We start from the raw sequence: 13,170 nt of genomic DNA, 5'->3' as shown, positions 1-13,170 counted from the left end.
CCCCTCGGGCGGGAACGGCATACCCTGCCGGAGTGAGTGAGAGCACCCAGTTGAGGTTCCCCCCGGCCACCGCAGTGGGGTCCATGCCCGGCGGAGATGCGCGGGAAGCGGCCAAGACCGTCACCGGCAGCTTCGAGGACTTCCCCTTCCTGCCCGAGCTGCCCGCGCGCGGCCCCGGCGCCGACATGATCGGCCGTACCGCAGGGATGCTCGTCGAGCTGTACGCGCGCGTGGAGCCCAGCGGCTGGCGGATCGGGGACCGGCCGGGCCGGGACACCAAGCGGGCCCGGTCCTGGCTCGGGCAGGACCTGGACGCCCTGGAGGAGTTCACCCAGGGGTACGAGGGCGACCTGAAGGTGCAGGCCGTCGGACCCTGGACGCTCGCCGCCGCGGTCGAGTTGAAGAACGGCGAGGCCGCCCTCTCCGACCCCGGCGCCTGCCGGGACCTCGCCGCCTCGCTCGGAGAGGGGCTGCGGCTCCACCTCGCCGAGGTACGGCGCCGTGTCCCCGGCGCCCGGCTCGTGCTCCAGCTCGACGAGCCCTCCCTCACCGCCGTACTGCGCGGACAGGTCCGTACCGCCAGCGGCTACCGCGTGCACCGCGCCGTGGACCGGCAGGTCGTGGAGGCCACCCTGCGGGACGTGATCGCGGCGCACGCGGGCGGGCCCGTGGTCGTCCACTCCTGCGCGCCCGACGTGCCGTTCGCCCTGCTGCGCCGGGCCGGCGTGGCCGCCGTCTCCTTCGACTTCTCCCTGCTCACCGAACGTGACGACGACGCGATCGGCGAGGCCGTGGAGGGCGGCACGCGCCTGTTCGCCGGTGTCGTGCCGGGCACGGACGGCCCATTGTCAGACCCTGCCGGTAGCGTCATGGGTGTCAGGACGCTGTGGCGCAGGCTGGGGCTGCATCCGGGGCTGCTCGCGCAGGCCGTCACGGTCACCCCGGCGTGCGGTCTGGCGGGCGCTTCCCCCGCCTACGCGCGGCAGGCCCTCGCCCACTGCGTCCGGGCGGCGAGATCCCTCGCGGACAACCCAGAGTAACGGGAGGACAACACGGTGGCCGGCGACAAGCAGCAGGCGGAGACGGCAGTGCCCGCCGAGGCACGTGACAAGCACGCGCAGCTCGCTGAGCAGATCGAGGAGCACCGCTTCCGGTACTACGTGAAGGACGCTCCCGTCATCAGCGACGCCGAGTTCGACAAGCTCCTGAAGACCCTGGAGGCGCTGGAGGAGCAGTATCCCGAGCTGCGCACCCCGGACTCGCCCACCCAGAAGGTCGCGGGGTCGTACGCGACGGAGTTCACCGCGGTCGAGCACCGCCAGCGCATGCTCTCGCTCGACAACACCTTCAACGACGACGAGCTGGCCGCCTGGGCCGACCGCATCGCTCGTGAACTCGGCGACCAGGACTACCACTTCCTGTGCGAGCTGAAGGTCGACGGCCTCGCGGTCAACCTCACGTACGAGAACGGCCGCCTCACGCGCGCGGCGACCCGCGGCGACGGCCGCACCGGCGAGGACATCACCCCCAACGTCCGTACGATCACGGAGATCCCGGACCGCCTCAAGGGCGACAAGGTGCCGGACCTGGTGGAGATCCGCGGCGAGGTCTACTTCCCGATGGAGAAGTTCCTCGAACTGAACGAACGCCTGGTCGCCGCCGGTGACAAGCCGTTCGCCAACCCCCGTAACGCCGCCGCCGGTTCGCTGCGCCAGAAGGACCCGCGGGTCACCGCCACCCGACCGCTGCACATGGTCGTCCACGGCATCGGCGCCCTGGAGGGCTTCACGGGCCTGACCCGCCTCTCCCAGGCGTACGACCTGCTGAAGACCTGGGGCCTGCCCACCTCCCCGCACAACCGCGTGGTCGACGACCTCGACGGCGTACGCGAGTTCATCGCCCACTACGGCGAGAACCGCCACTCCGTGGAGCACGAGATCGACGGTGTCGTCGTCAAGCTGGACGAGATCCGCCTCCAGGGCCGCCTCGGCTCCACCGCGCGTGCGCCGCGCTGGGCGATCGCCTACAAGTACGCGCCGGAAGAGGTCAACACCAAGCTCGTCGACATCAAGGTGGGCGTCGGCCGCACCGGCCGGGTCACGCCGTACGCGCAGGTCGAGCCGGTCACGGTCGCGGGCAGCGAGGTGGAGTTCGCCACCCTGCACAACCAGGAGGTCGTCAAGGCCAAGGGCGTCCTCATCGGGGACACGGTCGTCCTGCGCAAGGCCGGTGACGTGATCCCGGAGATCCTCGGCCCGGTCGTCGACCTGCGGGACGGCGGCGAGCGGGAGTTCGTGATGCCGGGCGAGTGCCCCGAGTGCGGCACACCGCTCCGGCCCATGAAGGAGGGCGACGTCGACCTCCGCTGCCCCAACGGCCGCACGTGCCCTGCCCAGTTGCGCGAGCGCGTCTCCTACCTCGCGGGCCGGGAGTGCCTGGACATCGAGCACTTCGGCGGGGTGGCAGCCGCCGCGCTCACCCGTCCGCTGGAGCCGGCCGACCCGCCGCTGGTGGACGAGGGCGACCTGTTCGACCTGACGGTGGAGAAGCTGCTGCCCATCAAGGCCTACGTCCTCGACCCCGACAGCGGTCTGCCCAAGCGGGACCCCAAGACGGGCGAGGAGAAGGTCGTCACGGTCTTCGCCAACCAGAAGGGCGAGCCGAAGAAGAACACCCTCGCCCTGCTGGAGAACATCGAGGCGGCCAAGCAGCGCCCGCTGGCCCGGTTCCTCAACGGCCTGTCCATCCGGCACGTCGGCCCGGTCGCCGCACAGGCCCTGGCCCGCGAGTTCCGCTCCATCGACCGCATCGAACAGGCCACCGAGGAGGAGCTGGCGGCCACCGACGGCGTCGGCCCGATCATCGCCGCCGCACTCAAGGAGTGGTTCGCCGAGGACTGGCACCGCGAGATCGTCCGCAAGTGGAAGGACGCCGGAGTCCCGCTGGAGGACGCCTCGACCGGCGAGGACGAGGGCCCGCGCCCGCTGGAGGGGCTCACGGTCGTCGTCACCGGCACCCTGGAGAACCACACCCGTGACGGCGCCAAGGAGGCACTGCAGAGCCGGGGTGCGAAGGTGACCGGATCCGTCTCGAAGAAGACCTCGTTCGTCGTTGTGGGTGACAACCCCGGATCGAAGTACGACAAAGCCATGCAACTGAAGGTTCCGGTCCTGAACGAGGACGGTTTCGGCGTCCTCTTGGAGCAGGGACCCGAAGCCGCGGCCGAAGTCGCGCTTTCGACCGGGGAGTAGCGGTTGAAGGCCACCCGATCGGCGCATATCAGTTGCATACGGGTGGCCCGGGCGCATTCGGGCAACCGTCGACGACCGGTGCCCGTGGAAGCCATCCGCGGCCTACTGTTGGGATGTGCACCTGCCGTGCCCAGCTGCGGTTGGGGCATCCCCGCGCGCTCCCAGGGCGCGGGGAAGGGTTCTCCAACGCGGAGCCGCTGATGGCTGTCGGACATCGGGCCGCGTGGCGTGGGCACCGCCGGCTGTGAGAGGGACGGGAATGGAACCGACCGAGAGCGTCGCCCCGGACTCACGGCTGCGCCTGCGCCGTCGTGCGGTCACCTGGCGGGGGACCCGGTGGACGGGGCGGGCCCACGGGCGTACGGGCGGTCATGCCCGCGCGGCCGGACCGGGCGCCGCCGCCGACGCCCACCCCCCGATACCCCTGGCCATCGAGCCCGCCCCCGCCCTGACCGGCGCCGACCCCGAACGGCACCTGTCCTGGCCCGCCCTGCCCGCGGCCGTCGTGGCCGCCGCCGCATTCGTCCTCGGCGCCGGCTTCTACCGCGCCTTCACCGGCCACCACGCCCTCTTCCCGGGCGGCACGGTCGGCTGGGCGCTGGCCCTGCTCACCGGCGTCATCGTCGGCCACCTCGTGATGCTGGGCCGCGCCCGCTGGTGGGGCGGCACCGGCTCCGGCGCCGCCCTCACCCTCGCCGTCCTGCTGCTGTACGGCTGGGTGCCCGCCGGCATGGTCAGCCTCACCGTCGTCGTGCTGGTCGGTATCGCCCGGCGCCACCGCTGGCGGCAGGGGGTGCTGCACGGCGCGGTGGACATCCTCGGCATCGGCGCCGGCGCGCTGCTGCTCGGCGCGTTCGGCCGGGTCCCGAGCGTCGAGACGCCCTGGCGGCCCGACAGCTGGAGCTTCGCCGCCGCACCCGAGGTGGTCCTCGCCGCCGTCGCCTACCTCGCCGTCAGCCGCGGCCTGCAGTGGTATCTGTACGCCCCACGCGACGGCAAAGTGCCCACCGTGGCCCGGACCGCCCTGGTCAGACAGGGTCTGGTCGCCGTCGCGCTGCTCGGCATCGCACCGCTGCTGTGTGTCGTCGCCGACGCCCAGCCGATCCTGCTCCCGTTGTTCGCCATCCCCCTCATCGCCCTGGACTCCACCCTGTGGATGGCCCGCGCACGTGCCGAGGAGCAACTGCGCGACCCGCTGACCGGGCTGCCCAACCGGCAGTGGCTGCTGGAGCGGATCTGGACGGCCCTCGACGACGCCGAACGCATCGACGCCCGCTCCGCCCTCATGCTGATCGACCTCGACCGGTTCCGTTCGGTGAACGACACCCTCGGTCACCTCGCCGGCGACCGGCTGCTGCTCCAGATAGCCGACCGGCTGCGGCTCGCCCTGCCGCGCGGAGCGGAGGCCGCGCGGCTCGGCGGTGACGAGTTCGCCGTGTTACTGCCCGTCGCCGACTCCACCACGTCGGCCACCCGCGTCGCCCGCGGCCTCGTCGCCGCGCTCAGCTCCCCGCTGGATCTCGACGGGCTCACCCTCGTCCTGGAGGCCAGCGCCGGCGTCGCCGTCTTCCCCGACCACGCGCTGGACGCCGAAGGGCTGCTGCGGCGGGCGGACGTGGCGATGTACCAGGCGAAAAGGGACCGTACGGGAGTGGAGGTGTACGAGTCCAAGCGGGACTCCAACACCCCCGACCGGCTCGGTCTGCTGGGCGATCTGCGCCGGGCGCTGGACGCGCACGAGGTACAGCTGCACTACCAGCCCAAGGTCCGCTTCGACGGCCAGGTCGCGGGCCTGGAGGCACTGGTCCGCTGGGTGCATCCCGAGCGCGGGAAGGTTCCGCCGGACGAGTTCATAGCGATCGCCGAGTCCTCGGGGCTGATGCCCCATCTGACGGAGTACGTCCTGGAGACCGCGCTCGGGCAGGTCGCCAAGTGGCGCGCGCAGGGGCTGCGCGTCCCCGTCGCCGTCAACGTCTCCCCGCGCGACGTCCACACGCCCGGGTTCGCGGGGTCGGTCGCCGCGCGGCTGGCCCGGCACGGGGTCCCTGCGGGTGCCCTGCAGCTGGAGATAACCGAGCATGTGCTGCTGGAGGATCCGCAGCGGGCCGCGGACACCCTGGCGGGGCTGACCGGGCACGGCGTGAAGATGTCCCTCGACGACTTCGGGACCGGGTATTCGTCGCTGGTGCATCTGCGCCGGCTGCCGGTGAGCGAGCTGAAGATCGACCGGTCGTTCGTGGCGCGGCTGGCCGTTGACGCCGAGGACGCGGAGATCGTGCGCTGCACCGTGGATCTGGCGCATTCGCTGGGGCTGCTCGTCGTCGCCGAAGGGGTGGAGGACGACGAGACGTGGGAGCGGTTGCGGGATCTCGGGTGTGACGCCGTGCAGGGGTGGCTTGTCGCCGCTGCCATGCCGCCCGAGGAGACGACCGCGTGGTTGCGGGCCCGTGGTTCGCGTGGGTGGCAACGGCCGCGTGCGGCTCTTCCGGCTGCCGAGTAGCTTTCCCACCCGCGGCACTGATCCCGCGCCCTCGGCTTCATCAAGGGCTTCAGGGACGGCACCTTCGGGCTGCTGGGTCTGGCCCTGCCGGCCTTCGCGCGGCCGCGCCGAGGCGTGGTTCGTGGTCTGCGTGGCACTCGTACCACTGTGGTCACGTTGCGCAAAAACACCACAAAGGGGGACGTCATGTCATTGGTCGTGCCCAGGTTCGACGATTCCGTGATCGTCCGCGGCGCCGAGGCCGAGCTGGTCGGGGACGTCCCCGTCCGTGTCCAGCTGCTGGCGGACAAAAGTTCGGCCGGAGGGGCGCTGTCCACCGTGCGCGTCACCCTGGCGCAGGGCGCCGACGGCGCACGGCCCCACCTCCACCACAACGGGGCGGAGATGTTCTACCTGCTCGACGGGTGCGCCGAGATCCTGTCCGGCGACGACATCGTCACCGCCGAGCACGGTGATCTCGTCATCGTCCCGCCGGAGAAGCCGCACGCCTTCGCCGCCGTCCCGGATGCCACGGCCGACATCCTCATCGTCTTCACGCCGGGCATCGAGCGCTTCGAGTACTTCCGCCACCTCCAGCGCATCCGCGTCGGCGAGGCCACCCCGGAGAGCATCCTCGAGGTGCAGGACCGGTACGACAACCACTTCCTCGAAAGCGAGGTCTGGGAGGGCCGCCGGGGCTGACGGACACCGGGCCGGGAAACCGTTTAACGGCCACCCGGCCCCGCCCCATAGGATTGAGCCCAAACCACACACACTCACCCCAGAGGATCGCTGCATGCCTGGCATCACGCGCGAGGAGGTCGCCCACCTCGCCCGGCTGGCGCGTCTGGAGCTGAAGCCCGAAGAACTCGACCACTTCGCGGGACAGCTGGACGACATCATCGGCGCGGTCGCCCGCGTCAGCGAGGTCGCCGACCAAGACGTACCGCCGACCTCGCACCCGCTCCCGCTGACGAACGTCATGCGGCCGGACGAGGTCCGTCCCTCGCTCACCCCCGAGCAGGCGCTCTCCGGCGCCCCGGCCCAGGAGCAGCAGCGTTTCAAGGTGCCGCAGATCCTGGGGGAGGAGTGACCACCATGACGGACAGCAACATCATCAAGCTCACGGCCGCGCAGATCGCCGAGAAGATCGCCTCCGGCGAGCTGACGGCCGTCGAGGTCACCGAGGCCCACCTCGCCCGCATCGAGGCCGTCGACGAGAAGGTGCACGCCTTCTTGCACATCGACCGCGAGGGCGCCCTCGCCCAGGCCCGTGCCGTGGACGAGAAGCGGGAGCGCGGGGAGAAGCTCGGCCCTCTCGCCGGCGTCCCGCTCGCGCTCAAGGACATCTTCACCACCGAGGGCGTGCCCACGACCGTCGGTTCGAAGATCCTGGAAGGGTGGATCCCGCCGTACGACGCCACCCTCACCAAGAAGCTGAAGGCCGCTGACGTCGTCATCCTCGGCAAGACCAACATGGACGAGTTCGCCATGGGGTCCTCGACCGAGAACAGCGCGTACGGGCCGACGGGCAACCCGTGGGACCTCACCAAGATCCCGGGCGGCTCCGGCGGCGGTTCCTCCGCCGCGCTCGCCTCCTTCCAGGCCCCGCTCGCCATCGGCACCGACACCGGCGGCTCCATCCGCCAGCCGGCCGCCGTCACCGGCACGGTCGGCGTCAAGCCGACGTACGGCGCGGTCTCCCGCTTCGGCATGGTCGCCTTCTCCTCGTCCCTCGACCAGGGCGGGCCCTGCGCCCGTACGGTCCTGGACGCGGCGCTGCTGCACGAGGTCATCGCCGGGCACGACCCGCTCGACTCCACCTCCATCGACGCCCCGGTCCCGCCGGTCGTCGAGGCCGCCCGCAATGGCAGCGTCCAGGGCATGCGCGTCGGCGTGGTCAAGCAGTTCCGCGGCGAGGGCTACCAGCCCGGTGTCATCCAGCGCTTCGACGAGTCGGTCGAGCTGCTGAAGGAGCTGGGTGCCGAGATCGTCGAGCTGGACTGCCCGTCCTTCGACCTCGCCCTGTCGGCGTACTACCTGATCGCGCCGTCCGAGTGCTCCTCCAACCTCGCCCGCTTCGACGGCCTGCGCTACGGCCTGCGCACCGGCGACGACGGCGGCCACTCGGCCGAGGAGGTCACCTCGCTCACCCGTGAGGCGGGCTTCGGCCCGGAGGTGAAGCGCCGGATCATGCTCGGCACGTACGCGCTGTCGAGCGGCTACTACGACGCGTACTACGGCTCCGCGCAGAAGGTCCGCACGCTCATCACGCGCGACTTCGAGAAGGCCTTCGAGCAGGTGGACGTCATCGTCTCGCCGACGACGCCCACCACCGCCTTCGCGATCGGCGAGCGCGCCGACGACCCGATGGCGATGTACCTCGCGGACCTGTGCACCATCCCGACCAACCTGGCGGGCAACGCGGCCATGTCCCTGCCCTGCGGTCTCGCCCCGGAGGACAACCTCCCGGTGGGCCTGCAGATCATCGCCCCGGCGATGCAGGACGACCGCCTGTACAAGGTGGGCGCCGCCGTCGAGGCCGCCTTCGTGGAAAAGTGGGGACACCCGCTGCTGGAGGAGGCACCGTCGCTGTGAGCGCACTGTCCAAGGCCAAGGGCTTCAAGAAGTCCAAGTCCGGTACGTACCTGTCCATGGCCACCACCGCGTTCGGCGCGTTCGGTGTCGCCAAGCAGATCAAGAAGGCCCGCGCCGAGGGCGACACGCTGCGGCTGATCGACGCCACCGTGTCCGCCGTCGCGATCGTCACCGGCCTCGCGATCCTCTGCCGTGAGCTGAAGCGGCTGGGCGACGACGACGTCCTGCTGGGCTGAGAGGGAAGTTTTCACCGTGACCACCACGACCGACCTGGTGTCGTACGAGGACGCGCTGACGTCGTACGACCCCGTCATGGGCCTCGAGGTCCATGTGGAACTCGGCACCAAGACCAAGATGTTCTGCGGGTGTTCGACCGAGCTGGGCGCCAACCCCAACTCGCAGACCTGCCCGACCTGCCTCGGCCTGCCCGGCGCCCTCCCGGTCGTCAACGCGACCGGCGTCGAGTCCGCGATCAAGATCGGTCTCGCGCTGAACTGCGAGATCGCCGAGTGGTGCCGCTTCGCCCGGAAGAACTACTTCTATCCGGACATGCCGAAGAACTTCCAGACCTCCCAGTACGACGAGCCGATCGCCTTCAACGGCTACCTCGACGTGCAGCTGGAGGACGGCGAAACCTTCCGCGTGGAGATCGAGCGCGCCCACATGGAGGAGGACACCGGCAAATCGACCCACGTCGGCGGTGCCACCGGCCGCATCCACGGCGCGCAGCACTCGCTGCTCGACTACAACCGCGCGGGCATCCCGCTCATCGAGATCGTCACCAAGCCGATCGTCGGTGCCGGCGAGCGCGCCCCCGAGGTGGCGAAGGCGTACGTCCGTGAGCTGCGCGAGGTCATCCGTGCGCTCGGCGTGTCCGAGGCCCGCATGGAGATGGGCCAGATGCGCTGCGACGTCAACCTGTCGCTGATGCCCAAGGGCAGCGAGCAGTTCGGCACGCGCAGCGAGACCAAGAACGTCAACTCGCTGCGTTCGGTGGAGCGCGCGGTCCGCTTCGAGGTCATGCGGCACGCCGCCGTGCTGAACGACGGCGGCAAGATCGTCCAGGAGACCCGCCACTTCCACGAGGACACCGGGTCGACGACCTCGGGCCGCGTGAAGGAGGAGGCCGAGGACTACCGGTACTTCCCGGAGCCCGACCTGGTGCCCGTCGCGCCCTCGCGCGAGTGGGTCGAGGAGATCCGCGCGGCCCTGCCGGAGCTGCCGCTGGTCCGCCGTACCCGGCTGCTCGCCGAGTGGGGCATCTCGGCCACCGACATGCAGGCGATCCTCAACGCCGGTGCGCTGGACCCGATCGTCGCCACGATCGACGCCGGTGCCGACGCCGCCTCCGCCCGCAAGTGGTGGATGGGCGAGCTGGCGCGCAGCGCCAACGAGTCCGGCAAGGCGCTGGACGAGCTGGCGATCACGCCGCAGCAGGTGGCCCGGGTCGCCGAGCTTGTCGCGAAGGGCGACCTGAACGACAAGCTGGCCCGCCAGGTCATCGAGGGCGTCCTCGCGGGCGAGGGCACCCCGGACGAGGTCGTCGACAAGCGCGGCCTGAAGGTCGTCTCCGACGAGGGCGCGCTGACCGCCGCCGTCGAGGAGGCCATCGCCGGCAACCCGGGCATCGCGGACAAGATCCGCGGTGGCAAGGTGGCCGCGGCCGGCGCGCTGGTCGGCGCGGTCATGAAGGCGACCCGCGGTCAGGCCGACGCGGCCCGCGTCAAGGAGCTGATCCTTCAGCAGCTGGGCGTGAGCGAGGGCTGAGCCCGCACTCCACGACGTACGGCCCCGGGGGGATGCCCTCCGGGGCCGTACGTCGTTCTGCACCCGATGTCCCGAAGTGCCGCCCGGGGTGACAGAGTTCGCCGGAGTGTCCTGTGATGTCCCTCCCACTCCTGTGAATAAGCCCACGAACACGGCAAACGATCACTTTCGCCTGCAAGAGTGTTCCGCGATTACACATACCTTCTTTGCGGGCTGTTCCGTTCATGGACGATCGTTCCCGGCCAAAGATCACACATCGTCCTCTGGGAGCACGTCCGTGGCAGACCTCGCCCGTTGGTGTGTCCGGCATCGGCTGATCGCCGTGCTGCTGTGGCTCCTCGCCTTCGGCGGGGTCACCGCTGCCGCCGCCGTGGCCGGTGCGGCGTACTCGAACGACTACGAGGTCCCCGGTACCGAGTCCGGCCGTGCGTCGCAGCTGCTCAAGGAGGGCTTCCCGGGGCTGGGCGGGGACAGCGACACCGTCGTCTGGCACACCGCCACCGGCACCGTCAGCGCCGCCGACGTCGAGCAGACCATGACCCGCACCCTGGACCGGATCGCCTCGCTGCCGGCAGTCGCCTCGGTGACCGGCCCGTACGGCAGCCAGGGCGCGCACCGGATCAGCGCCGATGGCCATACGGCGTACGCCACCGTCACCTTCACCCAGCCGGCCGACCACATCGGCAGGTCCGAGGCGCAGGACGTGGTGCGCACCGCCAAGGCCGCCGAGGCCGACGGGCTCCAGGTGGAGCTGGGCGGCAGCGCGATCGGGCTCACCGCGTCCCCGCGCGAGTACACCGCCGAGGTGGTCGGTGTGCTCGTTGCCGCCGTGGTGCTGTTCCTCGCCTTCGGCTCGCTCGCCGCCTCCCTTCTGCCCATCGCCACCGCGCTGGTCGGCGTCGGCACCGCCTACGCCGGTATCGGGCTGCTCGGACACGCCATGACGGTCGCCGACTTCGCGCCCATGCTCGGGATGCTGATCGGCCTCGGCGTCGGGATCGACTACGCGCTGTTCATCGTGACCCGGCACCGGCGCGGACTGAAACGCGGCCTGAGCGTCACCGAGGCCGCCGTGAACGCCGTGGCCACCACCGGACGCGCGGTCGTCTTCGCGGGTGCGACAGTGTGCATCGCCCTGCTGGGGATGCTCACCCTGCGTCTGGGATTCCTCAACGGGGTCGCCGTGGCCGCCTCGTTGACGGTGGTGCTCACCGTCGCGGCCTCGGTCACCCTGCTGCCCGCCCTGCTGTCGTACATCGGTCCGAGGGCCCTCAGCCGCCGCGAGCGGCGCCGGCTCGCCGAGCACGGCCCGCGCCCCGAGCTGCCCACCGGGCTCGCCGCCCGCTGGTCGGCGCTCGTCGAACGCCACCCCAAACTGCTCGGTTCGCTCGCCCTCGCCGTCGTCGCGCTGCTCGCCCTGCCGACGCTCTCCCTCCACCTCGGCACCTCCGACCAGGGCAACGACCCCCGCACCTCCACCACCCGCAAGGCCTACGACCTGCTCGCCGACGGCTTCGGACCCGGTGTCAACGGACCCCTGACGCTGGTGACGCACGTCGACGGCGCCGGCGACAAGCTCGCCCTGGACGACCTCGACGAGACCCTGCGCGCCACCCCGGGCGTCGCCTCCGTCACCCCCGCCGCCTACGCCACCGGCGGCGGCACCGCCTATCTCACCGTCGTCCCCGACTCCGCGCCGCAGTCGCAGGACACCAGCGACCTCGTGGACCGGCTGCGCACGAAGGTGCTGCCGCGCGCGGAGACCGGCACCTCCCTGGACATCCAGGTCGGCGGGGTCACCGCCGGCTACGACGACTTCGCGGATGTGATCGTCGGCAAGCTGCCGCTGTTCGTCGGCGCGGTCATCGGGCTCGGCTGTCTCCTGCTGCTCGTCGCGTTCCGTTCGCTCGGCATCCCGCTGAAGGCCGCCGTGATGAACATCGCCGCCGTGGCCGCCGCGTTCGGCATCGTCGTCGCCGTCTTCCAGTGGGGCTGGGGCAGCGAACTGCTCGGCCTCGGCCGGGCCGGCCCCATCGAGCCCTTCCTGCCCGTGATCATGGTGTCCGTCCTCTTCGGGCTCTCCATGGACTACCAGGTCTTCCTGGTCAGCCGGATGTACGAGGAGTGGCTGGAGACCGGCGACAACCGGCGCGCCGTCCGTGTGGGCCTCGCCGAGACCAGCCGGGTCATCAACTCCGCCGCGATCATCATGATCTCGGTCTTCCTCGCCTTCGTGCTCAGCGGCGACCGCGTGATCGCCATGTTCGGCATCGCGCTCGCCTCCGCCGTCGCCCTGGACGCCTTCGTGCTGCGCACCCTGCTCGTGCCCGCGCTGATGCATCTGCTCGGCGCCGCCAACTGGTGGCTGCCCGCCTGGCTGGAGCGCCGTCTGCCGCGGATCAGCATCGAGCCGCCCGAGTGCCGCGCGGCGCATGAGAGGCTCGGCAGGGTCTCGGTGGCGGAACTGCGGAAGGACGAGCAGCACGATGTACGCGATATCCCTGGGTGACGACGGCGCCGAGCTGCGGCCCCTGGAGGTCTGGCACGCCGAGGAGGTCCTCGCCAACATCGACCGGGGACGGGAGTTCATCGGCCGGCACATCGGGCTGTCGGACGCGGTGTCCGACCTGGAGGGCGCCCGTTCCTGGCTGAAGTCGTACGCCGACAAGCGTGGCGCCGACGCCGGGGGCCTGCACGGCATCTGGCTGGACGGCAAGCTGGTCGGCGGGGTGCTGTTCCGGGTGTGGGACACCGCGAGCGGAGTCTGCGAGGCCGGCTGCTGGCTGGAGCCGGCGGCGGCCGGGCGCGGGCTGGTCACGCGGGCCATGCGGGTGATGCTGCACTGGGCCTTCGAGGAGCGCGGCATGCACCGCGTGGAGTGGCACGTGTCCTGCGCCAACGAGCCCAGCATCAACGTGGCCCGGCGGCTCGGCATGACCCGCGAGGGCGTGCTCCGCGAGAACTACCCGCACGGGGGCGTGCGGACCAGCACCGAGATCTGGTCCGTGCTCGCCCCCGAATGGCGTGCGGCACGCGCGCGTACCGCGCGCAACGATCATTGACGATCATTAAGGG

Annotated in this window: 10 protein-coding genes; all 10 read left to right on the top strand. The window is 71.1% G+C overall.

What is annotated here, in order from left to right; all coding sequences use genetic code 11:
* Positions 1-32: 32 nt before the first annotated feature.
* The 10 genes from ACWC0C_RS21800 to ACWC0C_RS21755 all read left to right on the top strand — a co-directional run bounded on the left by ACWC0C_RS21800 (position 33) and on the right by ACWC0C_RS21755 (position 13,157).
* Positions 33-1,040 (top strand): methionine synthase, encoded by a 1,008-nt coding sequence (locus tag ACWC0C_RS21800; RefSeq protein ID WP_450865292.1) that lies wholly within the window; start codon positions 33-35, stop codon positions 1,038-1,040.
* Positions 1,041-1,055: 15 nt separating this feature from the next.
* Positions 1,056-3,251, top strand: coding sequence for an NAD-dependent DNA ligase LigA (gene ligA / locus ACWC0C_RS21795; RefSeq protein WP_449199268.1), 2,196 nt, complete (start codon positions 1,056-1,058; stop codon positions 3,249-3,251).
* A gap of 259 nt (positions 3,252-3,510) precedes the next feature.
* Complete coding sequence (locus ACWC0C_RS21790) at positions 3,511-5,751, top strand: putative bifunctional diguanylate cyclase/phosphodiesterase (RefSeq protein WP_450865291.1); 2,241 nt, start codon at positions 3,511-3,513, stop codon at positions 5,749-5,751.
* A gap of 186 nt (positions 5,752-5,937) precedes the next feature.
* Positions 5,938-6,432: a cupin domain-containing protein gene (locus tag ACWC0C_RS21785; RefSeq protein WP_450865290.1), complete on the top strand. Its 495-nt coding sequence runs from the start codon at positions 5,938-5,940 to the stop codon at positions 6,430-6,432.
* A gap of 94 nt (positions 6,433-6,526) precedes the next feature.
* Positions 6,527-6,823 (top strand): Asp-tRNA(Asn)/Glu-tRNA(Gln) amidotransferase subunit GatC, encoded by a 297-nt coding sequence (gatC, locus tag ACWC0C_RS21780; RefSeq protein WP_004925108.1) that lies wholly within the window; start codon positions 6,527-6,529, stop codon positions 6,821-6,823.
* A 5-nt stretch (positions 6,824-6,828) separates the two neighbouring features.
* Complete coding sequence (gene gatA / locus ACWC0C_RS21775) at positions 6,829-8,328, top strand: Asp-tRNA(Asn)/Glu-tRNA(Gln) amidotransferase subunit GatA (RefSeq protein ID WP_449199271.1); 1,500 nt, start codon at positions 6,829-6,831, stop codon at positions 8,326-8,328.
* Positions 8,325-8,564, top strand: a complete 240-nt coding sequence (locus ACWC0C_RS21770; RefSeq protein ID WP_449199272.1) for a hypothetical protein — start codon at positions 8,325-8,327, stop codon at positions 8,562-8,564. The genes gatA and ACWC0C_RS21770 overlap by 4 nt, the downstream gene beginning before the upstream one ends.
* A gap of 16 nt (positions 8,565-8,580) precedes the next feature.
* Positions 8,581-10,095 (top strand): Asp-tRNA(Asn)/Glu-tRNA(Gln) amidotransferase subunit GatB, encoded by a 1,515-nt coding sequence (gene gatB / locus ACWC0C_RS21765; RefSeq protein ID WP_450865289.1) that lies wholly within the window; start codon positions 8,581-8,583, stop codon positions 10,093-10,095.
* Between the two features lie 277 nt (positions 10,096-10,372).
* Positions 10,373-12,604 carry an MMPL family transporter gene (locus tag ACWC0C_RS21760; RefSeq protein WP_450865288.1) on the top strand — a complete coding sequence of 744 codons (2,232 nt, stop codon included), beginning with the start codon at positions 10,373-10,375 and terminating at the stop codon, positions 12,602-12,604.
* Entirely contained in the window at positions 12,582-13,157 is a 576-nt protein-coding gene (locus ACWC0C_RS21755; protein ID WP_450865287.1) for a GNAT family N-acetyltransferase, read from the top strand. Before ACWC0C_RS21760 ends, ACWC0C_RS21755 begins: the two co-directional genes overlap by 23 nt.
* Positions 13,158-13,170: the final 13 nt, after the last annotated feature.

It is taken from the genome of Streptomyces sp. NPDC001709 (assembly GCF_053596375.1).
This window is presented reverse-complemented; position numbering and strand designations above follow the sequence as displayed.

Coding starts and splice junctions, on each gene's coding strand:
- ACWC0C_RS21790 (WP_450865291.1), top strand. CDS start 3,511: ATGGAACCGACCGAGAGCGTCGCCCCGGACTCACGGCTGCGCCTGCGC.
- ACWC0C_RS21785 (WP_450865290.1), top strand. CDS start 5,938: ATGTCATTGGTCGTGCCCAGGTTCGACGATTCCGTGATCGTCCGCGGC.
- gatC (WP_004925108.1), top strand. CDS start 6,527: ATGCCTGGCATCACGCGCGAGGAGGTCGCCCACCTCGCCCGGCTGGCG.
- gatA (WP_449199271.1), top strand. CDS start 6,829: ATGACGGACAGCAACATCATCAAGCTCACGGCCGCGCAGATCGCCGAG.
- ACWC0C_RS21755 (WP_450865287.1), top strand. CDS start 12,582: ATGTACGCGATATCCCTGGGTGACGACGGCGCCGAGCTGCGGCCCCTG.